This window comes from Pseudomonas sp. B611 (assembly GCF_055407965.1).
Map to the genome: position 1 here is coordinate 68549 of NZ_JBUZST010000017.1, position 20875 is coordinate 89423.

General features: G+C 61.2%; 17 protein-coding genes. 15 read left to right on the plus strand and 2 right to left on the minus strand.

Annotation, left to right across the window (positions count from 1 at the left end; all coding sequences use genetic code 11):
• Positions 1–94 precede the first annotated feature (94 nt).
• From ACZRMO_RS24950 to ACZRMO_RS24985, 8 genes are all read left to right on the plus strand, one after another.
• The gene (locus ACZRMO_RS24950; protein ID WP_124526449.1) at positions 95–466 is read left to right on the plus strand and encodes a CidA/LrgA family protein; all 372 of its coding nucleotides are present in this window, start codon (positions 95–97) and stop codon (positions 464–466) included.
• Entirely contained in the window at positions 456–1142 is a 687-nt protein-coding gene (locus ACZRMO_RS24955; protein WP_207041604.1) for an LrgB family protein, read from the plus strand. The genes ACZRMO_RS24950 and ACZRMO_RS24955 overlap by 11 nt, the downstream gene beginning before the upstream one ends.
• A gap of 151 nt (positions 1143–1293) precedes the next feature.
• Complete coding sequence (locus ACZRMO_RS24960; protein ID WP_124526447.1) at positions 1294–2076, plus strand: class II aldolase/adducin family protein; 783 nt, start codon at positions 1294–1296, stop codon at positions 2074–2076.
• Positions 2076–2978 (plus strand): alpha/beta fold hydrolase, encoded by a 903-nt coding sequence (locus tag ACZRMO_RS24965; protein ID WP_463974583.1) that lies wholly within the window; start codon positions 2076–2078, stop codon positions 2976–2978. Before ACZRMO_RS24960 ends, ACZRMO_RS24965 begins: the two co-directional genes overlap by 1 nt.
• A gap of 257 nt (positions 2979–3235) precedes the next feature.
• On the plus strand, positions 3236–4147 hold the full coding sequence (locus tag ACZRMO_RS24970) for an SDR family oxidoreductase (RefSeq protein WP_463974584.1): 912 nt from the start codon (positions 3236–3238) through the stop codon (positions 4145–4147).
• A 578-nt stretch (positions 4148–4725) separates the two neighbouring features.
• Positions 4726–6516, plus strand: a complete 1791-nt coding sequence (locus ACZRMO_RS24975) for a DUF1302 domain-containing protein (protein ID WP_463974585.1) — start codon at positions 4726–4728, stop codon at positions 6514–6516.
• A 26-nt stretch (positions 6517–6542) separates the two neighbouring features.
• The gene (locus ACZRMO_RS24980) at positions 6543–7901 is read left to right on the plus strand and encodes a DUF1329 domain-containing protein (protein ID WP_463974586.1); all 1359 of its coding nucleotides are present in this window, start codon (positions 6543–6545) and stop codon (positions 7899–7901) included.
• Between the two features lie 248 nt (positions 7902–8149).
• A complete protein-coding gene (locus tag ACZRMO_RS24985; protein WP_463974587.1) occupies positions 8150–10648 on the plus strand; it encodes a LuxR C-terminal-related transcriptional regulator in 2499 nt (832 codons plus the stop codon).
• On the opposite strand, the gene ACZRMO_RS24990 is transcribed toward ACZRMO_RS24985, so the two are convergent.
• Complete coding sequence (locus ACZRMO_RS24990) at positions 10645–11520, minus strand: helix-turn-helix domain-containing protein (RefSeq protein WP_207041616.1); 876 nt, start codon at positions 11518–11520, stop codon at positions 10645–10647. The two genes, ACZRMO_RS24985 and ACZRMO_RS24990, sit on opposite strands and share 4 nt — an antisense overlap.
• A 138-nt stretch (positions 11521–11658) precedes the next feature.
• Here ACZRMO_RS24990 and ACZRMO_RS24995 point away from each other — a divergent pair, with 138 nt between their 5' ends.
• On the plus strand, positions 11659–12603 hold the full coding sequence (locus tag ACZRMO_RS24995) for a DMT family transporter (RefSeq protein WP_463974588.1): 945 nt from the start codon (positions 11659–11661) through the stop codon (positions 12601–12603).
• A gap of 51 nt (positions 12604–12654) precedes the next feature.
• Here the strand turns inward: ACZRMO_RS24995 and norR are convergent, their stop codons facing one another.
• Positions 12655–14178: a nitric oxide reductase transcriptional regulator NorR gene (norR, locus tag ACZRMO_RS25000; protein ID WP_463974589.1), complete on the minus strand. Its 1524-nt coding sequence runs from the start codon at positions 14176–14178 to the stop codon at positions 12655–12657.
• 147 nt (positions 14179–14325) lie between these two features.
• Here norR and hmpA point away from each other — a divergent pair, with 147 nt between their 5' ends.
• The 6 genes from hmpA (at position 14326) to cyoD (ending at position 20867) form a co-directional block, all read left to right on the plus strand.
• A complete protein-coding gene (gene hmpA / locus ACZRMO_RS25005) occupies positions 14326–15507 on the plus strand; it encodes an NO-inducible flavohemoprotein (RefSeq protein WP_463974590.1) in 1182 nt (393 codons plus the stop codon).
• Between the two features lie 126 nt (positions 15508–15633).
• A complete protein-coding gene (locus tag ACZRMO_RS25010; RefSeq protein ID WP_463974591.1) occupies positions 15634–16140 on the plus strand; it encodes a disulfide bond formation protein B in 507 nt (168 codons plus the stop codon).
• A 792-nt stretch (positions 16141–16932) separates the two neighbouring features.
• Positions 16933–17874, plus strand: coding sequence for a ubiquinol oxidase subunit II (gene cyoA, locus ACZRMO_RS25015; protein ID WP_026136523.1), 942 nt, complete (start codon positions 16933–16935; stop codon positions 17872–17874).
• A 3-nt stretch (positions 17875–17877) separates the two neighbouring features.
• Positions 17878–19896 (plus strand): cytochrome o ubiquinol oxidase subunit I, encoded by a 2019-nt coding sequence (gene cyoB, locus ACZRMO_RS25020; RefSeq protein ID WP_017734787.1) that lies wholly within the window; start codon positions 17878–17880, stop codon positions 19894–19896.
• Positions 19897–19899: 3 nt separating this feature from the next.
• Positions 19900–20526 carry a cytochrome o ubiquinol oxidase subunit III gene (locus tag ACZRMO_RS25025; protein ID WP_017734786.1) on the plus strand — a complete coding sequence of 209 codons (627 nt, stop codon included), beginning with the start codon at positions 19900–19902 and terminating at the stop codon, positions 20524–20526.
• Positions 20526–20867: a cytochrome o ubiquinol oxidase subunit IV gene (gene cyoD / locus ACZRMO_RS25030; protein ID WP_010206434.1), complete on the plus strand. Its 342-nt coding sequence runs from the start codon at positions 20526–20528 to the stop codon at positions 20865–20867. The genes ACZRMO_RS25025 and cyoD overlap by 1 nt, the downstream gene beginning before the upstream one ends.
• Positions 20868–20875 lie beyond the last annotated feature (8 nt).

The following is a 20875-nucleotide window of genomic DNA, read 5'->3' on the forward strand; positions in this document are numbered from 1 at the left end:
ATGATTCCAGTTTGGAATAGCTTGCAGTCTAACAATTCGCTGTGGGTATGGGCTCGGCCTCTTTAAAATGGGTGCCTGCGAGGAACCCAAGCCCATGAAACGTTTCACCCGTCTGTTGATTGAATTGGTCGTGCTGCTGGCCATCTATTTTCTTGGCTGCCAACTGGCTGTGTGGCTGGCCTGGCCGATTCCTGGCGGGGTGGTCGGGCTGGGCTTGCTGCTGGCGACCTTTGCCAGTGGCCTGATCAAACCCGCCGCCCTGCAATTGGGCGCTGGTGTATTGATGGCGGAGATGCTGCTGTTCTTTATTCCGGCCTTGATGAGCCTGCTGGACTACGGTGGCCTGGTGCGCAATGACGGCTGGCGCATCCTGCTGGTGATCGGCCTGAGTACCCTGGCGGTGATGCTGGTGACCGCGTTTACTGTGGAGTGGGTGTGCCGCTGGAGGCTGCGCCATGAAGCTTGAGCTGATGCCCCTGTTCTGGCTCGCCCTGACACTGGGCGCGTATGTCTTCAGCCGCTGGCTCTACCGTCGCACCGGGCGCTACCTGTTGTCGCCATTGATCCTTGTGCCGGTGCTGTTGCTGGCGGTGGCCGTCCCAATGAACACCGCCTATGCCGAATACGCGGCCGACACCCACTGGCTGATGCTGGTCCTCGGCCCGGTCACCGTGGCCTTCGCCGTGCCGATCTGGCAACAACGGCGCTTGCTCGCACGCCACTGGTCGGCGTTGTTGCTGGGCATGCTGGCGGGCAGCATCGCGTCCATCGCCACCTCGTTTGGCCTGGCCAAGGCGCTGGCGCTGGACAGCGCGGTGACGATGTCGCTGGTGCCGCGTTCCATCACCACGCCGTTCGCCATGCCGGTGTCGTCCGACCTCGGCGGCGTGCCAGAGCTGACGGCGGTGTTCGTGATGTTCACCGGCGTGTTCGGCGCCATGCTCGGTGGCGTGCTGCTCAAATGGCTACCGCTGCGCACGCCACTGGCCCGTGGCGCCTTGTTTGGCGTGGGCGCCCATGGCGCCGGGGTCAGCCGGGCGCGGGAAGTGGGCGGCGAAGAAGGTTCGGTCGCAGGCCTGGTGATGGTGTTGACGGGGCTGCTCAACCTGTTCGCCGCGCCTTTATTGGCGGCGCTTCTCTGACGCCGTGCGCGTGGATTTCAACTATTCTCATGGCTGACTCGTTCGGTCATCAAGCTGGCTGCGAAGGCGACTCCCTTCCGTCATGAGGTCTGACTAGACTGGCCCATCACTCAAAAAAACAATAAGAAAGTGCGCCAAGGAGGTCGTTGCCGTGAGCCTAGCCCCTGTTCTATCGCCACAAAATGTCCAAGCCCAGGTCAGCGCTGCCGAATGGCAAGCCCGTGTCGACCTGGCAGCCTGCTATCGCCTGGTGGCGTTGCACGGCTGGGATGACCTGATCTTCACCCACATCTCGGCCAAGGTGCCGGGCACCGATGATTTCCTCATCAACCCCTACGGGCTGATGTTCCACGAGATCACCGCGTCGAGCCTGGTCAAGGTCGATCAAGCCGGCAACAAGCTGATGGACGGCCCCTACGAGATCAACCCGGCGGGCTACACCATCCACAGCGCCATCCATGAAGTGCGCCACGACGTCACCTGCGTGCTGCACACCCACACCGCCGCCGGTGTCGCGGTGGCGGCGCAGAAACAGGGCGTGTTGCCGATCAGCCAGCAATCGATCTTCGTGCTGGCGAGCCTGGCCTATCACGCCTACGAAGGCGTAGCGCTGAACCACGAGGAAAAGGCGCGCTTGCAGGCCGACCTGGGCGACAACAATTTCTTGATGTTGCACAACCACGGCCTGTTGACCTGCGGCAGCACCATCGCCGACACCTTCTTGATGATGTTTACCTTCCAGCGTGCCTGCGACATCCAGGTGCTGGCGCAAAACGGCGGCGCCGAGTTGATCCCCATCGGCCCGCAGATTCTGGCCGGGGCCAAGGCAATGGTGGCGGCCGTGACCAAGAGTGCTCAAGGCATGGGGGGCGCGCTGGCCTGGCCGGCGTTGCTGCGTAAGTTGGACAGCATCGATCCTGGGTATAAAACCTGATGCCACTCGCCGAGATCCCGCTCAGAGCCTGGCGCAAGCACGGCCAGAGTTTCGTCTTTCGTGGTCGCACCATCCGCTACTGGGTGGCGGGGCAGGGCGAACCGCTGCTGTTGATCCATGGTTTTCCCACCGCCAGTTGGGACTGGCATTACCTGTGGCAGCCCCTGGCCCAGCGCAACCTGGTGATTGCCTGCGACATGCTCGGCTTTGGCGACTCGGACAAACCCCTCGATCACGAGTACTGCCTGCTGGAACAGGCCGATGTGCAGCAGGCGCTGCTGGAGTACTTGAGCGTGGATCAGCCGGTGCATGTGCTGGCCCATGACTACGGCGACAGCGTTGCCCAGGAATTGCTCGCGCGGCATTACGAAGGGCGCTTTCTGATGGCCAGTTGCGTGTTTCTCAACGGCGGCCTGTTTCCCGAAACCCATCGGCCTGCGCTGGTGCAAAAACTCTTGCTCAGCCCCCTTGGCTGGATGATTGGCCGCGCCTTTGGGCGCAATGCCTTGTCCGATAGCTTCCGCCAGATCTTCGGCCCGGATACCCGCCCCAGCGAAAGCGCCCTGGATGATTTCTGGAGCCTGCTCAACTGCAACGATGGCACGCGCATCCTGCACAAGCTGATTGCCTATATCCCCCAGCGTCGCCGCTTGCGTGACCGTTGGGTGGAGGCGATGCAGCGTCTGGACGTGCCGCTGCGGGTGATTGACGGCGAGGCTGACCCGATTTCCGGTGCGCATATGGTGGCGCGTTATCAGCAACTGGTGCCCGAGGCGGATACGGTGTTGCTGACGAACATTGGCCACTACCCGCAGATCGAGGCGCCGGTGCAGGTGCTCAAGCACTACCTGGCGTTTCGCGAGCGGATTGCCGGGCCGGTGCCCTACATGGCCTATTCCTGAATTCACACAGTTTGATCGTTCCCACGCTCTGCGTGGGAATGCCGCCGGTGACGCTCCGCGTCACGCCTTCAAGAACGGACGCAGAGCGTCCAGAGATGCATTCCCACGCAGAGCGAGGGAACGATCAATCATGCCCGAGCCGGAGGCATCATCCCCCAGCCTTATCGCGCACCATTCAGCCCTGGCTGACTTTATTGTGACCAAAGGCCCCGTGCCTGACACTCAACCCATTCCCATTGTCGCCAGCGGAGTTCGGTATGAGTGAGTCAGTGCAGTTCCAGGATAAGGTCGTGATCGTCACCGGTGCCGGCGGCGGGTTGGGCCGGGCCCATGCGCTGCTGTTTGCCCGGCACGGGGCCAAGGTGCTGGTCAATGACTTGGGCGGCTCGACCCAAGGCGAAGGCGCCAACGCCTCGGCCGCTGACCGTGTGGTCGCTGAAATCCGCGCCGCTGGCGGTATTGCCGAAGCCAACCATGACTCCGTCACCGACGGTGACAAGATTGTGCAGCACGCGTTGGAAGTGTTCGGTCGTATCGACGTGGTGGTCAACAATGCCGGGATCCTGCGCGACAAGACCTTCCACAAAATGGACGACAGCGACTGGGACCTGGTTTACCGGGTGCATGTCGAAGGCGCCTACAAAGTCACCCGCGCCGCCTGGCCGCACATGCGCGAGCAAGGCTACGGCCGGGTGATCTTTACGGCTTCCACCTCGGGCATCTACGGCAACTTCGGCCAGTCCAACTACGGCATGGCCAAGCTCGGCCTGTATGGCCTGACCCGCACCCTGGCGCTGGAAGGACGCAAGAACAACATCCTGGTCAACGCCATCGCCCCCACCGGTGGCACGCGCATGACTGAAGGCCTGATCCCGCCGCAGGTGTTTGAGCGCCTCAAACCGGAGCTGGTCAGCCCGCTGGTGGTGTACCTGGGCAGCGAGGCGTGCGAGGAAACTGCCGGCCTGTTCGAAGTGGGCGGCGGCTGGATGGGCAAGACCCGCTGGGAGCGCAGCCTCGGTGTGGGGTTTGACCCGGAAGCGGGCTTCTCGCCCGACGACGTGGCCGCGCATTGGCAGCAGATCTGCGACTTCGAAGGCGCTGCTCATCCCAAGGACAATATCGAGGCTCTGAAGGAAATGATGGCCAACTTACAAAAGTACAGCCTTTGATCGTTGCTTGAACAACAGTGAATCGTGCGGGGCGCCAAGGGCGCCCCGTTTTATTCCAGGCATAAAAAAGGCCGCTGCATAGGCAGCGGCCGAAGTAAGACGTTGGATCAAGGAGCAACAAATCCACGTCAGTGAACACGGGTAACAGATTGAAAAAAGGCATCAATCCATTTGAGTCTGGCTGTTCTTCCGGTTGCGGAAGCGGGCTGTTTGCCCTGAAAGCGCGCTAAGAATAGTCGGTTGTAACAAAATGAGTAATAGCGCTTCAGGACAAGGACTGTTACCGATTCAGCAATGATCGTTCCCACGCTCTGCGTGGGAATGCATCTGTGACGCTCTGCGTCACCCGTGCGCAAGGCTCAGTGGGACGCGGAGCGTGGGAACGATCACAGTCGCCGGGCGCGCCATCCACTGGCTTGATAAGCCACCATCCATTCGATCCATACCCCCGCCCAAACCCGCTGCCAGCACGGCCGCTCATCCTTTCGAGCGACAACACGAATCCCTCCTTGGTGCGCTTATCGCTCCTGATGCGCGGCAGTAGGGTGGGGCCTTCTGTCACTCACCGGGGAAGACGCATGACAAAAACAACAATGCGCGCCATCTTCACGCCTCAGGCGCTGGCCGCTGCGGTTGCACTGGGTTGCTGTGCGCAGGCGCAGGCTGTTTCATTCAACATTGGCGAGATCGAAGGGCAATTCGACTCCTCGCTGTCGGTCGGCGCGAGTTGGGGCATGCGCGATGCCGATAAAAAGCTGGTGGGCACCGTCAATGGCGGCACCGGGCAAGCGTCTACCGGGGATGACGGACGGCTGAACTTCAAGAAGGGCGAAACCTTCTCCAAGATCTTCAAGGGCCTGCACGACCTGGAGCTCAAGTACGGCGACAGCGGCATGTTTGTGCGCGGCAAATACTGGTATGACTTCGAACTGCAGGACGAAGACCGCGAATTCAAACAGATCAGCAATCACCACCGCGACGAAGGCGCACGCTCGTCCGGTTATGAACTGCTCGATGCTTTCGTCTATCACAACTATTCCATTGGCGACCAACCGGGCAACGTGCGCCTGGGCAAGCAGGTGGTGAGTTGGGGTGAGAGCACCTTTATCGGTAACTCCATCAACAGCATCAACCCTATCGACGTGTCGGCCTTCCGCCGCCCCGGCGCGGAGATCAAGGAAGGGCTGATCCCGGTGAACATGCTGTTCGGCTCCCAGAGCCTGACCAACCAACTGACGGTGGAAGGTTTCTATCAGTTGAACTGGCAAAACACCGTGCTGGACAACTGCGGCACGTTCTTTGGTGGCGACGTCGCGGCCCATGGTTGCAATGGCAACTACACCGTGGGCAACCCGGCAATTGCGCCGTTGCAACCGGTGGCCGCCGCGTTCGGGCAGGGTTTTCAAGTGACGCGTGAAGGGGTGATCGTACAGCGCGCCCGCGATCGCGAGGCCCGTGACGGCGGCCAGTTCGGCGCAGCCTTGCGCTGGCTGGGGGACGACACCGAGTACGGCCTGTACTTCATGAACTACCACAGCCGCACGCCGACCGTGGGCACCATCACCAACAACACCACGCTGGCCCGGCTTGGCGCTATCTCCGGCGCAGCCAACGGTATTGCACCCGGCAGCGGTTCGGGCCTGGTGCAAAGCCTGATGCTCGGCCGTGGCCAGTACTACCTCGACTACCCGGAAAACATCCGCCTGTTCGGCGCTAGTTTCTCCACCACCTTGCCCACCGGCACGGCGTGGACCGGTGAAATCAGCTATCGCCCGAATGCCCCGGTACAGCTCAACACCACTGACCTGACCCTGGCCCTGATCAACCCGGTCGCCGGCCAGGCGGCGTCGCCGATCCGCAGCAACTTCGGCGACGACAACAAAGGCTACCGCCGCAAGGAAATCACCCAGATCCAAAGCACCATGACCCAGTTCTTCGACCAGGTGCTGGGCGCCGAACGCCTGACGCTGGTCGGTGAAGCGGCCTTCGTCCACGTCGCCGGGCTGGAAGACAAATCCAAGCTGCGTTACGGCCGTGATTCGGTCTATGGCGCCTATGGGTTCCAGGGTGACACCGACGGTTTTGTCACGGCCAACTCCTGGGGCTACCGCGCCCGGGCGATCCTCGACTACAACAACGCGATCTTCGGGGTGAACCTCAAGCCCAACCTGTCATGGTCCCACGACGTTGCCGGCTATGGCCCCAACGGCCTGTTCAACAAAGGCGCCAAGGCCATCAGCGTCGGCGTGGATGCGGATTACCGCAGCACCTACACCGCCAGCCTGAGCTACACCGACTTTTTCGGCGGCGACTACAACACCCTCACCGACCGTGACTTCCTCGCCCTCAGCTTCGGCGTGAACTTCTGATCTGGCTAAAAGAAGGACAAGAATCCATGCGTAAGACACTTGCTGTATTGGCTCTGAGTTTGCTGGCGGCCCATGTCATGGCCGCCGTATCACCCGAAGAAGCCGCCAAGCTCGGCACCAGCCTCACCCCGGTGGGCGCTGAAAAAGCCGGCAACGCCGACGGCTCGATCCCGGCCTGGACTGGCGGCATCCCGAAAAACGCCGGCGCGGTGGACAGCAAAGGCTTTCTCGCCGACCCGTTCGCCAATGAGAAACCGCTGTTCGTGATCACCGCCGCCACCGTCGACAAGTACAAGGACAAACTCTCCGAAGGCCAGGTGGCGATGTTCAAGCGCTACCCCGAGACCTACAAGATCCCGGTGTACCCCACCCATCGTACGGTCAACCTGCCGGCGGACATCTACGAGTCGATCAAGCGTAGCGCGCTGAACGTCAAGCCGATCAACGACGGCAACGGTTTGGAAAACTTCACCGGCAACCGCTACTACGCCTTCCCGATTCCGAAAAATGGCGTGGAAGTGCTGTGGAACCACATCACCCGTTACCACGGCGGCAACCTGCGCCGCATCATCACCCAGGCCACGCCGCAGACCAACGGCAGCTACACGCCGATCCGCTTCGAAGAAGAAGTGGCGGTGCCACAACTGATCCCGGACATGGACCCGGCCAAGGCGGCCAACGTGCTGACCTTCTTCAAGCAATCGGTGACCGCGCCCGCGCGCCTGGCGGGCAACGTGCTGCTGGTGCACGAAACCCTCGACCAGGTGAAGGAACCGCGCCTGGCGTGGATCTACAACGCCGGCCAACGCCGCGTGCGCCGTGCGCCGCAAGTGGCGTATGACGGGCCGGGCACCGCGTCCGACGGCCTGCGTACGTCCGACAACTTCGACATGTTCTCCGGCGCCCCCGACCGCTACGACTGGAAACTCGTGGGCAAGAAGGAGATGTACATCCCCTACAACAGCTACAAGCTCGATCAACCGACCCTCAAGTACGACGACATCATCAAGGCCGGCCACATCAACCAGGACCTGACCCGCTACGAACTGCACCGCGTGTGGGAAGTGGTCGGCACGGTCAAGGCGAGTGAGCGACACATCTACGCCAAGCGCCACATGTACATCGACGAAGACAGCTGGCAAGTGGCGCTGGTGGACCACTACGACGGCCGTGGCCAACTGTGGCGGGTCGCCGAGGGCCACGCGCAGTTCTACTACAACCACCAGACCCCGGCGTACACCGTGGAAACCCTGTACGACATCATCGCCGGGCGCTACATCGCCCTGGGCATGAAGAACGAGGAGAAGAGCAGCTTTGTGTTTGGCTTCAATGCCAAGGCAGCGGACTACACCCCGGCAGCATTGAGGGCTGAAGGCGTGCGCTGATTCTTCAACTCTACAACCTAGTGGGAGCCGCTTTATGTGGGAGCTGGCTTGCCTGCGATAGCATCACCTCGGTCTAACTGATGTACCGAGGTGTCTGCATCGCAGGCAAGCCAGCTCCCACATTGGGTTGTGTACACCTTGAGTTTTATGGCCGCCAATCACGCCGCTGAATCTTTCTTCAACAACCGCCAACCACAGGACTAGGGTACGCATCAGGTTGCATAACAATAAAAAAGCAGGATGCAGCAATGACCGCCATGACACGCTGCCTGGACCGTCCTGGATTCATGCCCCGGCTGTCCGCCCACCATCTGCTGCGCCCGCGCCTGGCCGCGCCGTTGTTGGCGGCGCAGGCCCGGGTCAAGCTGCTCTGCGCCCCTGGCGGCAGCGGCAAGAGCGCGTTGCTGGCTGAGTGCGCGTTGCAGGCGCCCAACGGTTGCCCGGTGTATTGGCTGCCGCTCAATGGCATCACCCTCAGCCCGCTGGAGTTATGCCAGCGCCTGGCCCTCAATCTCGGCCTGCCCTTTACCGATGAAGCCACGCTGCTGCTTGACCTCGCACGTTGGCAGGCCCCGGCGTGGTTGTTCCTGGATGATTTCAGCCGCTTGCCCGCGCCTGAACTGGATGCGTTGCTCGACCGCCTGCTCACCGCCAGCAGCCCGGCGTTGACCTGGTGGCTCGGCGCCCGGCGGCGGCCGATCTGCAACTGGCCGCGCTTGCTGCTCGATGATGAGTTGCTGGAGTGCAGCAGCACCGAGTTGGCCTTCAACGCTGCGGAGGTCCAACTGCTGAGTCCCGGGCACAGCGTGGACAGTGTCATGCAGTTCAGCGCCGGCTGGTGCGCCGGTGTGCGGATCGCCTCTCTCGGCGACGGGCACCCGGATAAGACCTTGCTCGATTACCTGCAACACGAGCTGTTCAGCACCTTGCCGGCCGAGCTCGCCGAGGCCTGGCGGGTGCTCGCCCATTTGCCGCGTTTCAACGCCGGATTGTGCGAGCACCTGTTCGGCTTTGGCGACGGCGATCAGTACCTGCACGATTTGCAGGCCCTTGGTGCCTACATCCAGCCGTGGGAAGACGCCGCCGACTGGCTGCAAGTGTTCCCGCCCCTGGCGCACTTGCTGCGCGATGAACCCTGGCCGGCCAAGCGCTCCTGGCACCGGCGCGCCTGCCAGTGGTTCACTGCCGAACAGGACTGGCAAGCAGCGTTCGAACAAGCGCTGCTGGCCGAAGAGTACGAGGTGGCGGTGAGCCTGTTGCAACACTTCAGCTTCGAGGACTTGTTTCGCCAGCAAAACGCCGCGCTGCTGTTGCGCCTGCATGAGCAGCATGGTGATGAATTGATGCTCGGTTCGGCGCAATTGGTCGGCTTGGTCACGGCGGCCTTGCTGTTTGCCGGGCGCTTCGATCAGGCGGCGCAGTGCATCGATCAATTGGCGCGTTTTGCGCCGCAACCCACGGCGGCGCAACAGGCCTATCTGCTGGGGCGCTGGCAGGCGCAGTGGGGCTGGTTGCTGCACCTGCGCGGCGATGCCGACGGCTCGCGCGGGCATTTTCTCGAAGCCTTGCAAGCGTTGCCCGACAGCGCCTGGACGTCGCGTCTGATGTGCCTGTCGGGGCTGACTCAGCAAGCTTTGCTGCGCGGCGAGTTGGACGTGGCCCAGGCCTTGAGCCGCGAGGCGCTGTGCCTGGCCCGTGCCCACGGCTCGTTAGTACTGGAGGCACTGCTGGAGTTGGACCATGCCCAGTTGCTGGAGCAGCGCGGCGCACCTTATCGCGCGCAAAGCCTGCTGGAAGGGGTGCAGGCGATGTTGCTCAAGCAGCGCCTCAAGGCCGGGCCGTTGGTGGGGCGTATCGCCTTGCGCCGTGGGCACCTGGCGCTGCGCCAAGGGCAGGACGTGCTGGCTGCCGAGTGTTTCGACGCGGGTTTGCCGATGTGCCTGCACAGCCAGGACAAACGCGTGCTCTACGGTTTTCTAGGCCTGGCGCTGTTGGCGGCCAACCGCGGCGATTACGCCCAGGCCTTTGTCCAACTGCGCGACGCCGAGCGGCTGATGCAGCAGCGGCTGGTGCCGGAGTCGGTATATCGCGCGGTGTTGCTGCTGGTCAGTGGACACTTCTGGTTGCAGCAGGGCCGCGCCGAGTTGACGGTGGAAGCGGTGCGCCGGGTGCTGCGCCACTTCCGTGGGCCGCAGGCCAAGCAGGCGCCGCCGGCGACGTTGGAATTGATTCCGCGTCTGGAATATCTGTTAGTGCTGGCCGAGGTGAAACTAGGCTGTGCCGAGCAACCGCTGGAGCGTTTGAGCGCCTTGCTGGCGACTGTCCAACAGCGTGGCATGTTGTGCCTGGAGACCGAACTGCACCTGGTGCTGGGCGAGGTGGCCTGGCAACTTGGCGACTCGACTCAGGCGCGGCGTTCGTTGCAGGCCGGCTTGGAACTGGCGGCACGTTGCCAGGTGCAGCAGGCGATTCGCGAGCTGCGTCTGCGCTCGCCGGGGTTGTTGAGTGACGTGGGGCTTGAAGCGCAAGTCTCGCCCGCCGGCACGGCGGAAAACCCCCTGAGCCAGCGCGAACTGGAAGTGTTGCAATTGATCGCCCAAGGCAGCTCCAACCTGGAAATCGCCGATCGCCTGTTTATCTCCCTGCACACGGTCAAGACCCACGCGCGGCGCATCCACAGCAAGCTTGGCGTGGAGCGGCGCACACAAGCGGTGGCCAAGGCGAAGACGCTGGGCTTGATGGTCTAGGCGCAGAACGCCTGGCGGTATTCGCCGGGCGTGGCGCCCATGGCTTGGCGGAAGCGGCTGGTGAAGTGGCTGGCGCTGGAAAAACCGCACATCAGGGCGATCTCGCCAAGGGGCAGGGCGCCGCCGCGCAGCAGTGCCTGGGCGCGGGTCAAACGGCGCGCCAACAGGTACTGATGGGGCGGCAGGCCGAAGCTTTGGCGGAACATCCGCGCAAAATGGTATTCCGACAGCGCACACAACCCGGCCAATTGGCCGAGGCTGATGGGGTCTTCGAGGTGCTGGTCGATGTACTCCACCAACAGCCGCCGCTGGTACGCCGCCAACCCGCCTTTTAAACGCAACCCATCGCGTGCGCCGACCTGGCTGAGCAGGGTGTGGCTGAGCATTTCATGGGCCAGGCTGCTGGTCAGCAGGCGTTCGGCGGGTTCGTGCCAGTTGAGGGCGATCAACTGGTGGAAGCGCCGGGCTTGGCTGGCGTCCTCCAGGAAGGTGCTTTCGCGCAGTTGCAGCGCACGTGGTTCGCGGTCGAGCAAGGTGACGCAACCGAGGGCGAACTGTTCCGGGCTGAAATACACATGGGCCAGGCGGATTTCACCGTTGATCACCCAGGCCGACTGGTGCTCGGCGGGCAGGATGCACAGCTTGTCGGGCCCGCCCTTGGTGCCGGGCTGGTCGCGGCGGAACGTACCGGTGCCACCGCCTATGTAGCAGGACAAGGTGTGATGGCTGGGGGCCTGGTAGTCCTGGGCGTCGTGATGGTTGCTCCACAAGGCCGCAGACAAGCCGTCACCGAGCTCGGCGCAGGCTTCAAGGCGTGCGTTCGGCGAGCGGTTAAGGGCTTGGAAGACTTGCAGGGATTCCAGTTCGGGCATGGTGAGCACTCGTTGACGCCTTGCATCCTACTCCGCGGCGCTGGCGCTGTGATCCCGCTGGCCGACAAAAGCGCAAGAATCTGCAAGAGACTTGCCCGGGTTGAGGGCGACACTGAGGCTCAATCGATGGAGCCCGCTATGAACCTTTCCCTGTATTTACTCACCGTGCTGATCTGGGGCACCACCTGGATTGCCCTCAAATGGCAGTTGGGCGTGGTGGCGATCCCGGTGTCCATCGTCTATCGCTTCGGCCTTGCCGCGCTGGTGCTGTTTGCGCTGTTGCTGCTCAGCCGCAAGCTGCAGGTGATGAACCGGCGTGGGCACCTGATCTGCCTGGCCCAGGGCCTGTGCTTGTTCTGCGTGAATTTCATGTGCTTTTTGACGGCCAGCCAGTGGATCCCCAGCGGCCTGGTGGCGGTGGTGTTTTCCACGGCCACGTTGTGGAACGCGCTGAACGCCCGGGTGTTTTTCGGCCAGCGGGTGGCGCGCAACGTGTTGATGGGCGGCGGCCTGGGCTTGCTGGGACTGGGCTTTCTGTTCTGGCCGGAACTGGCCGGGCACACCGCCAGCCCGCAGACCTTGCTGGGTTTGGGCTTGGCGTTGCTGGGGACCATGTGCTTCTCGGCGGGCAATATGCTGTCGAGCCTGCAACAGAAGGCCGGGCTCAAGCCGTTGACCACCAACGCCTGGGGCATGGCCTATGGTGCGGCGATGTTGGCGACCTATTGCGCGGTGCGCGGGATTCCATTCGAGATGGACTGGAGCGCGCGGTACATCGGCGCGTTGTGGTACCTGGTGATCCCGGGCTCGGTGATCGGGTTTACCGCGTACCTGACCCTGGTCGGGCGCATGGGGCCGGAGCGTGCGGCGTATTGCACGGTGCTGTTCCCGGTGGTGGCACTGAATGTGTCGGCGTTTGCCGAGGGCTATCAATGGACCGGGCCGGCGTTGGTGGGGTTGGTGTTGGTGATGTTGGGGAATGTGTTGGTGTTTCGTAAGCCCAAGCCAGCTGAGCTTGATCGTTCCCACGCTCTGCGTGGGAATGCTGCCCAGGACGCTCCGCGTCCGCTGGTGAAGTCGTGACGCGGAGCGTCACAGGAGGCGTTCCCACGCGGAGCGTGGGAACGATCATCGTCACTTGAGGCCCAGGCGCTTGGCCATGCGGCCGAGGTTGGCGCGGTCGAGGCCCAGTTCGCGTGCCGCACTGGCCCAATTGTGCTGGTGACGCTCCAGGCAGGCGCTGATGATCTGGCGCTGAAAGTGCTCGGTGGCCTGGCGCAGATCGCCGGTGATCACGGGAATCACGTCAGCCGGGGCTTCAATGGCAGGCGCGGTGACGTCGGGCAAGTCCAGGTCCTGGGCGCTCAGGCTGAGAATCTTCGGCCGTTCGCGACAGTTGCCCAGGGCTTTCAGCGCGCTGCGGCCGATCAAGTGTTCCAACTCGCGCACATTGCCCGGCCAGTTATAGGCCAGCAGCGCCGCCTGCGCATCGCTGGTCAGGCGCAGGCTGCCCAGGCCCATGCGCGAGCGGTTCTGTTCGAGGAAGAAACCCGCCAGCAGCAACACATCCCGCCCGCGTTCGCGCAGGGCCGGCACTTGCAGCGGGTACACGCTGAGGCGGTGGTAAAAGTCGGCGCGGTAGCGGCCATTGCGCACTTCTTCGGCGAGGTCGCGGTTGGTGGCAGCGATCAGGCGCACGTCGACGTGATGCTCCTTGTCCGAACCCAGGCGTTGCAACTGGCCGCTTTGCAGCACGCGCAGCAGCTTGGCCTGCACGGTCAGGGACAGCTCACCCACCTCATCCAGGAACAGCGTGCCGCCATTGGCCAGCTCAAACTTGCCGCGGCGTTCGTTCAACGCACCGGTAAATGCGCCGCGCACATGGCCGAACAGCTCGCTCTCCACCAGGGTTTCCGGCAGGGCCGCACAGTTGAGGCTGATCAGCGGTTTGTCCGCACGGGGCGATGCGGCGTGGATCGCCTGGGCCACCAACTCTTTGCCCACCCCGGTTTCGCCGGTGATCAGCACGGTGAGGTCGCTGCCGCCCACCAGCTTGATCTCTTCCACCAGGCGTTTGTGGGGTTTGCTCTGGCCGATCATTTCCTTGTGCTGCTGGCCGCTGGCCTCACGGTAGATTTCGGCGCGCAGGGTCAGGCGCTCGATCCGTTCGGCGACGTTGACGGTGGCCGCGGCGAGGCTGGCGAAGGCTTGCAGGGCGTCCAGCTCGACCCGTTCGAAGCGCTCGGTGTCGAGGGCGTCGAGGGTCAGCAGGCCCCAAGGCTTATCGTCGACAAACAGCGGGCAGCCCATGCAGTCGTGGACTTCCAACTGCCCATGCAGGCCGGCGACCAGGCCGTCGTAGGGGTCAGGCAATTCGCTGTCGCTGTCGAAGCGCGTCGGCCCGGGGCTGCTCAATAGCACCTCAAAGCGTGGGTGCTCGCTGACTTTGAAACGTCGGCCAAGGGTGTCGGGGCTCAAGCCGTCCACCGCCAGCGGCACCAGCCACTCACCGTCCAGGCGCAACAGCGCGGCGGCATCGCAGGGCAGCAGGGCGCGCATGGCTTGCAACAAGCGGCGGTAGCGCTCGCCTTCGGGCAGTTCGCGGGACAGGTCGGCGACCAGGGGCAGCAGGGTGGTGAGCAGCGATTGCGCAGTCATAATGACTCCTTGTAGTCCTTATGACTATAAGGTGTGGGAAGTCATACTGACTACATATTCTTCAAGTCATTGAAATATAATGGTTTGTAAGTTGGCATGAATACTGACTAGTTAAAGGCAATCAGTAAAAAGACCCAGGAGTCTGCCATGCTTAGTGCCCAAGACCGTGCCATCGTCAAATCCACTGTGCCCCTGCTGGAAAGCGGTGGCGAAGCGCTGATCACCCATTTCTACCGCATGATGCTGTCCGAGTACCCCGAGGTGCGCCCGCTGTTCAACCAGGCCCACCAGGCCAGCGGCGACCAGCCTCGCGCCCTGGCTAACGGCGTGCTGATGTATGCGCGGCATATCGATCAACTGGATCAGTTGGGTGACTTGGTGGCGAAGATCATCAACAAGCACGTGGCCTTGCAGATCCTGCCGGAGCATTACCCAATTGTCGGCGCGTGCCTGCTGCGTGCCATTTCCGAAGTGCTGGGCAGCGAGATTGCCACCCCTGAGGTGATGAATGCCTGGGGCGCGGCCTATGGCCAGTTGGCGGATATCCTGATCGGTGCCGAAAAAGCCATCTACGACGAGAAAGCCCAGGCCCCCGGCGGCTGGCGCGGTGCGCGGGCGTTCACGCTGGTCAAGCGCGTGGAAGAGAGTGCCGAGATCATTTCCTTCTACTTTGCGCCTGTGGATAACGGCCCGATCCTGGCGGCGGCGCCTGGACAGTACATCGGCATGAAGCTGGTGCTGGATGGCGAGGAAGTGCGTCGCAACTATTCCCTGTCGGCCTTGAGCGATGCCGGGCAATACCGCATCAGCGTCAAGCGCGAAGCCGGTGGGCGGGTGTCCAACTACCTGCATGATCAAGTACCGGTCGGCGCGACCATCGACCTGTTCCCGCCTTCGGGGGAATTCACCCTGGCCGCGGGCGACAAACCGCTGGTGTTGATCAGCGGCGGGGTGGGCATTACGCCAACCTTGCCGATGCTTGAAGCGGCGTTGTCGAGCGGTCGGCCGGTGCACTTTATCCACTGTGCGCGTAACGGCGGGGTGCATGCGTTCCGCGATTGGGTGGATGGCCTGGCGGCCAAGCATCCGCAGCTGCAGCGCTTTTATTGCTATGCCGAGGACGATGGCGTGAGCCCGGCGGCGGATAAGGTTGGGTTGTTGAGCCAGGAGCAATTGGCTGAGTGGTTGCCTGAACAGCGCGACATCGATGCGTACTTCCTTGGGCCTAAAGGCTTCATGGGCGCGATCAAGCGCCACCTCAAGGCGTTGGGTGTGCCGGAGAAGCAGAGCCGGTATGAGTTCTTTGGACCGGCGGCTGCCTTGGAATAAGGCCTGAAGGACCACATTTGCATCTGCATTTCCCCAGATTAATCTCCTGTTAACCCCCTTCTGTTTAAACCTCTCTCTGTGTGTAAACTTGCGGCCATTGGCACGACCAGACAAAGGGAAACTGAGATGAGTGACGAATTGCGTTTAGGCAGGGAGCGGCGCTTTCTGGTGTTGCTGGGCATCATCTGCCTGGCGCTGATCGGCGGTGCGCTTTATATGCAGGTGGTGCTGGGTGAGGCACCGTGCCCGCTGTGTATCCTGCAACGCTATGCGTTGCTGCTGATCGCGATCTTCGCCTTCATCGGCGCGGCCATGCGCCGTAAAGGGGCGATCACCCTGTTCGAAGGCCTGGTGGTGCTCAGCGCCCTCGGCGGCGTGGCGGCAGCCGGTCATCACGTGTACACCCAGTTCTTCCCCCAGGTCAGCTGCGGCATTGATGTGCTGCAACCGATCGTCGACGACCTGCCCCTGGCCAAGGTGTTCCCCCTGGGCTTCCAGGTCGATGGTTTCTGCAGCACACCGTATCCGCCGGTGCTGGGCCTGTCCCTGGCGCAATGGGCGCTGGTGGCGTTTGTGCTGACCGTGATCCTGGTGCCCCTGGGCATTTACCGTAACCGTCAACGCCTGGCCTGAACCCATCGGGCAAAACGCCCCGGTCTTCCTGAGGGAAGGCCGGGGCGTTTTTGTTTGTAGGGATTTGTGAAGGGAGCGTGACGCCGGACAATTACGGGTGCGCGCAGCGTGCGACATGTTGTCACACGGAAGCTGCCGCAGGACGTTTCCCGCTCGCGGATTGCCCCATTAAATTTGCCTAAAACGCGCAATTTGTGCTGTCAGTTCGTGGTTTGGGCTGGGGTGTGCAGCTCACGCCGTCCGAGCCTTTGCGTGATGTCCGAATGCCTTGTTTTATGGGGACTTTGCTGCGTTTTGCATGCCCTTACAGAGCGTAAGGGCTGTGACAGATCCAGCAATAACACGGCAATTTTTGTGGTTTTTGTTGAGAATCGAACACGATAAGATCGCGAACCTTTGCGGTTTTGGTGAAGGATTGTTGCTGGAATCGATAAAAATTATTTCTTTATAAGACATGGTTTATACATCGCTAGCTAACTACAATCGCCCGCACTGAATGTCCGGTGCTGTTCAATATTTGAGCACTGGAGCGGTCGAGGGGCAGATGGACGGCTCTGTGCGACCCCAAGGTTCCGGCAGCCTTTCAACTATCCGCACCAAATGGAATTGGTCTGTAACAAGGCCTTTAACCACGAAATCGAATAAGAACTCACCGCAGGTCCGTGAAACGCGCCGTTATGGCGTGATGGGCAGGCTCTTATTCAATCGAAGAGAAATGCCAACCCTTGGCAGGGTGAAGTGTTGGCGATCAAAACCCAACTGCATTGCGCAAGCTGCTTTAGAGGTCGTGAGATGAGTAAAAACAGGTACCCCCGATTACTAGGCTTTTTGCCGCTGATTGGCATGCTGTTAATGCTGGGAGGCTGCAAGTGGACCTTGATGGACCCAAAAGGACAGATCGGTCTGGATCAACGAAACCTGATCATCACCGCTACCCTGCTGATGCTGCTGGTCGTGGTTCCTGTGATCATCATGACCTTCGCCTTCGCCTGGAAATACCGCGCGTCGAACACCAGCGCGACCTACGCGCCGAAGTGGTCGCACTCCACCAAGATTGAAATCGCGGTGTGGCTGGTTCCGGTCCTCATCATCATCGCTCTGGGTTACATCACCTATAAGTCGACCCACGAGCTGGACCCGTACCGTCCGCTGGTCTCCGACGTCAAGCCGATCAACATCGAAGTGGTCGCGCTGGACTGGAAGTGGCTGTTCATCTACCCGGACCTGGGTATCGCCACCGTCAACGAGATCCAGTTCCCGGAGAACACCCCGCTTAACTTCCGGATCACCTCCGACGCCGTGATGAACTCGTTCTTCATCCCAGCCCTGGGCGGTCAGATCTATGCGATGGCAGGCATGCAGACTCGCCTGCACCTGATCGCCAACGAAAAAGCTGTAATGGAAGGCATCTCCGCTAACTACAGCGGCGCTGGCTTCACCGGCATGAAATTCAAAGCGATCTCGACAAGCCAGGAAGACTTCAACGCCTGGGTAGCCGAAGTCAAGGCCGCACCTAAACAGCTTGATCAAGCTGAATACGACGCCCTGACCAAACCAAGCCAGAACAACCCTGTCGCCCTGTACTCCACGTACGAGCCGGACCTGTTTCAGAAAATCGTCGACAAGTACGAAGGTATGAAGCCAGGCAAGCCGGTCAAGCACGAGAAGAAAGAAGTGGCCGCGGTTGAAGGTTCTGACACGGGCTCGCATTCAACTGCTGGGGCAGAGGAGTAAACGATGTTTGGTAAATTAAGTTGGGATGCGATCCCGTTCCACGAGCCGATTGTGATGATTACCATCGCCATGATCGCGCTGGGTGGTCTGGGGCTGTTTGCGGCAATCACTTATTTCAAGAAGTGGACCTACCTGTGGACCGAGTGGCTGACTTCGGTTGACCACAAGAAAATCGGTGTCATGTACATCATCGTGGCCATGGTCATGCTGCTGCGCGGCTTTGCCGACGCCATCATGATGCGTACCCAGTTGGCCATGGCCACCGAGGGTTCGCCTGGCTACCTGCCACCTGAACACTATGACCAGATCTTCACCGCCCACGGTGTGATCATGATCATCTTCATGGCGATGCCATTCTTCACCGGCCTGATGAACCTTGCAGTGCCGCTGCAGATCGGCGCGCGTGACGTTGCCTACCCGTTCCTGAACTCCCTGAGCTTCTGGCTGCTGGTTTCCGGCGTGGTGCTGATCAACGTATCCCTGGGCGTCGGCGAATTCGCCAAGACCGGTTGGGTTGCGTATCCGCCATTGTCGGGTCTGCAATACAGCCCTGGCGTGGGTGTGGACTACTACATCTGGGCCCTACAGTTATCAGGACTCGGGACGACGCTGACGGGGGTCAACTTCCTGGCCACCGTGCTGAAAATGCGCGCCCCTGGCATGAAACTGATGGACATGCCGATCTTCACCTGGACCTGCACCTGGGCAAACGTCCTGATCGTGGCTTCGTTCCCGATCCTGGCCGCTACCATGGCGCTGCTGTCGCTTGACCGTTACCTGGATTTCCACATTTTCACCAATGAACTTGGTGGCAATCCAATGATGTACGTGAACCTGTTCTGGGCATGGGGTCACCCTGAGGTGTACATCCTGATCCTGCCAGCGTTCGGTATCTTCTCCGAAGTGATCTCGACCTTTACCGGCAAGCGCCTGTTCGGTCACCACTCGATGGTTTACGCATCGGGCGCAATCTCTGTACTGGGCTTCATGGTTTGGCTGCACCACTTCTTCACCATGGGTTCGGGTGCCAGCGTCAACGCCTTCTTCGGCCTGGCGACGATGCTGATTTCCATCCCGACGGGGGTGAAGCTATTCAACTGGCTGTTCACCATTTACCACGGCCGTCTGCGTATGACGAGCCAGGTTCTGTGGACCCTGGGCTTCATGGTGACCTTCGCCATCGGCGGCATGACTGGCGTACTGCTGGCCATTCCGGGTGCTGACTTCGTCCTGCACAACAGCCTGTTCGTGATCGCGCACTTCCACAACGTGATCATCGGTGGTGCGGTATTCGGTTACATCGCTGGTTTCAGCTTCTACTTCCCGAAAGCGTTCGGCTTCAAGCTGCACGAAGGCTGGGGCAAGGCTGCATTCTGGTTCTGGATCTCGGGCTTCTTCGTCGCGTTCATGCCGCTCTACGCTTTGGGCTTCATGGGCATGACCCGTCGTCTGAACGCCACTACCAACCCTGAGTGGGTGCCGTACCTGTACGTCGCCATGTTCGGTGCGATCATGATCGCGGTCGGTATCGCCTGCCAGCTGATCCAGCTGTACGTGAGTATCCGTGACCGTAAGCAGAACGCTTGCGACTCCGGCGACCCATGGAATGGCCACACCCTGGAATGGTCGACCTCGTCGCCACCGCCGTTCTACAACTTCGCCGTGATCCCGACTGCGAACACCATCGATGCGTTCACCGAAGCCAAGGAAGACGGTACTGCGTACCAGAAGCCGGCTAAGTACGAACCGATCCACATGCCAAGCAACACCGCCACTGGCGTGGTGATGGGTGCGCTGTTGACCGTGTTCGGTTTCGCGATGATCTGGCACATCTGGTGGCTGGCAATCGCAAGCCTGGTTGGCACTATCGGTTACTTCATCGTTCACGCAGCCCGTGACGATCAAGGCTACATGGTGCCGGTCGAAGAGATCGAACGCATCGAAGCCGAGCAGCACGCTCGCCTGGTAGCCGAGAAGAAGATCCCGGCCAACCGTGTTGAAACCTCGTTGGAACAGGCTTAAACCATGTCGAACTTAGTGACCAATGCTGGACACGCCCATGTCGATGACCATGGGCACGATGACCATCACCACGACTCGGGGCCGATGACCGTTTTCGGTTTCTGGCTCTACCTGATGACCGACTGCATCTTGTTTGCGTCGATCTTCGCGGTGTACGCGGTACTGGTAAACAACGTAGCGGGTGGCCCGTCGGGCCACGACATCTTCGAACTGCCTTACGTGCTCGGCGAAACCGCCTTGCTGTTGTTCAGTTCGATCACCTACGGCTTCGCCATGTTGGCCTTCTACAAGGGCAACAAGAAAGGCGTACTGAGCTGGTTGGGTCTGACCTTCCTGTTCGGCCTGGGCTTCATCGGCATGGAGATCAACGAGTTCCACCTGCTGATCTCCGAAGGCTACGGTCCGCACCGTAGTGGCTTCCTGTCCGCGTTCTTCACGCTGGTAGGCACCCACGGTCTGCACGTAACGGCCGGCCTGCTGTGGATGGCGGTGATGATGTATCAGGTCAATAAACACGGCCTGACCAACACCAACAAGACTCGCCTGAGCTGCCTGAGCCTGTTCTGGCACTTCCTGGACGTGGTCTGGATCTGCGTCTTCACCGTTGTTTACCTGATGGGGACTCTGTAATGGCTAATGCACACTCCCATGACCATGACAGCCACGATGCGAGCCACGGCAGCGTTAAGTCGTACGCCATCGGCTTCATCCTGTCGGTAATCCTGACGCTCATCCCGTTCGGTCTGGTGATGTACCCGACCCTGCCGAAATCGATCACCTTGATGATCGTGCTGGCATTCGCGGTGATTCAGGTTCTGGTTCACCTGGTGTACTTCCTGCACCTGGATCGTTCCAAAGAGCAGCGCGATAACGTGATTGCGTTTGTGTTCGCAGGGTTGGTAATCCTGCTGCTGGTTGGCCTGTCGATATGGATCATGTTCAGCATCCATACGTTCATGATGGCGAAGTGAGGTAAGAC

What these genes read in the sequence shown, in the direction of transcription:
- ACZRMO_RS24950 (WP_124526449.1), top strand. Translation starts at nt 95, where the DNA reads ATGAAACGTTTCACCCGTCTGTTGATTGAATTGGTCGTGCTGCTGGCC.
- ACZRMO_RS24955 (WP_207041604.1), top strand. Translation starts at nt 456, where the DNA reads ATGAAGCTTGAGCTGATGCCCCTGTTCTGGCTCGCCCTGACACTGGGC.
- ACZRMO_RS24965 (WP_463974583.1), top strand. Translation starts at nt 2,076, where the DNA reads ATGCCACTCGCCGAGATCCCGCTCAGAGCCTGGCGCAAGCACGGCCAG.
- ACZRMO_RS24970 (WP_463974584.1), top strand. Translation starts at nt 3,236, where the DNA reads ATGAGTGAGTCAGTGCAGTTCCAGGATAAGGTCGTGATCGTCACCGGT.
- ACZRMO_RS24975 (WP_463974585.1), top strand. Translation starts at nt 4,726, where the DNA reads ATGACAAAAACAACAATGCGCGCCATCTTCACGCCTCAGGCGCTGGCC.
- ACZRMO_RS24980 (WP_463974586.1), top strand. Translation starts at nt 6,543, where the DNA reads ATGCGTAAGACACTTGCTGTATTGGCTCTGAGTTTGCTGGCGGCCCAT.
- ACZRMO_RS24985 (WP_463974587.1), top strand. Translation starts at nt 8,150, where the DNA reads ATGACCGCCATGACACGCTGCCTGGACCGTCCTGGATTCATGCCCCGG.
- ACZRMO_RS24990 (WP_207041616.1), bottom strand. Translation starts at nt 11,520, where the DNA reads ATGCCCGAACTGGAATCCCTGCAAGTCTTCCAAGCCCTTAACCGCTCG.
- ACZRMO_RS24995 (WP_463974588.1), top strand. Translation starts at nt 11,659, where the DNA reads ATGAACCTTTCCCTGTATTTACTCACCGTGCTGATCTGGGGCACCACC.
- norR (WP_463974589.1), bottom strand. Translation starts at nt 14,178, where the DNA reads ATGACTGCGCAATCGCTGCTCACCACCCTGCTGCCCCTGGTCGCCGAC.
- hmpA (WP_463974590.1), top strand. Translation starts at nt 14,326, where the DNA reads ATGCTTAGTGCCCAAGACCGTGCCATCGTCAAATCCACTGTGCCCCTG.
- ACZRMO_RS25010 (WP_463974591.1), top strand. Translation starts at nt 15,634, where the DNA reads ATGAGTGACGAATTGCGTTTAGGCAGGGAGCGGCGCTTTCTGGTGTTG.
- cyoA (WP_026136523.1), top strand. Translation starts at nt 16,933, where the DNA reads ATGAGTAAAAACAGGTACCCCCGATTACTAGGCTTTTTGCCGCTGATT.
- cyoB (WP_017734787.1), top strand. Translation starts at nt 17,878, where the DNA reads ATGTTTGGTAAATTAAGTTGGGATGCGATCCCGTTCCACGAGCCGATT.
- ACZRMO_RS25025 (WP_017734786.1), top strand. Translation starts at nt 19,900, where the DNA reads ATGTCGAACTTAGTGACCAATGCTGGACACGCCCATGTCGATGACCAT.
- cyoD (WP_010206434.1), top strand. Translation starts at nt 20,526, where the DNA reads ATGGCTAATGCACACTCCCATGACCATGACAGCCACGATGCGAGCCAC.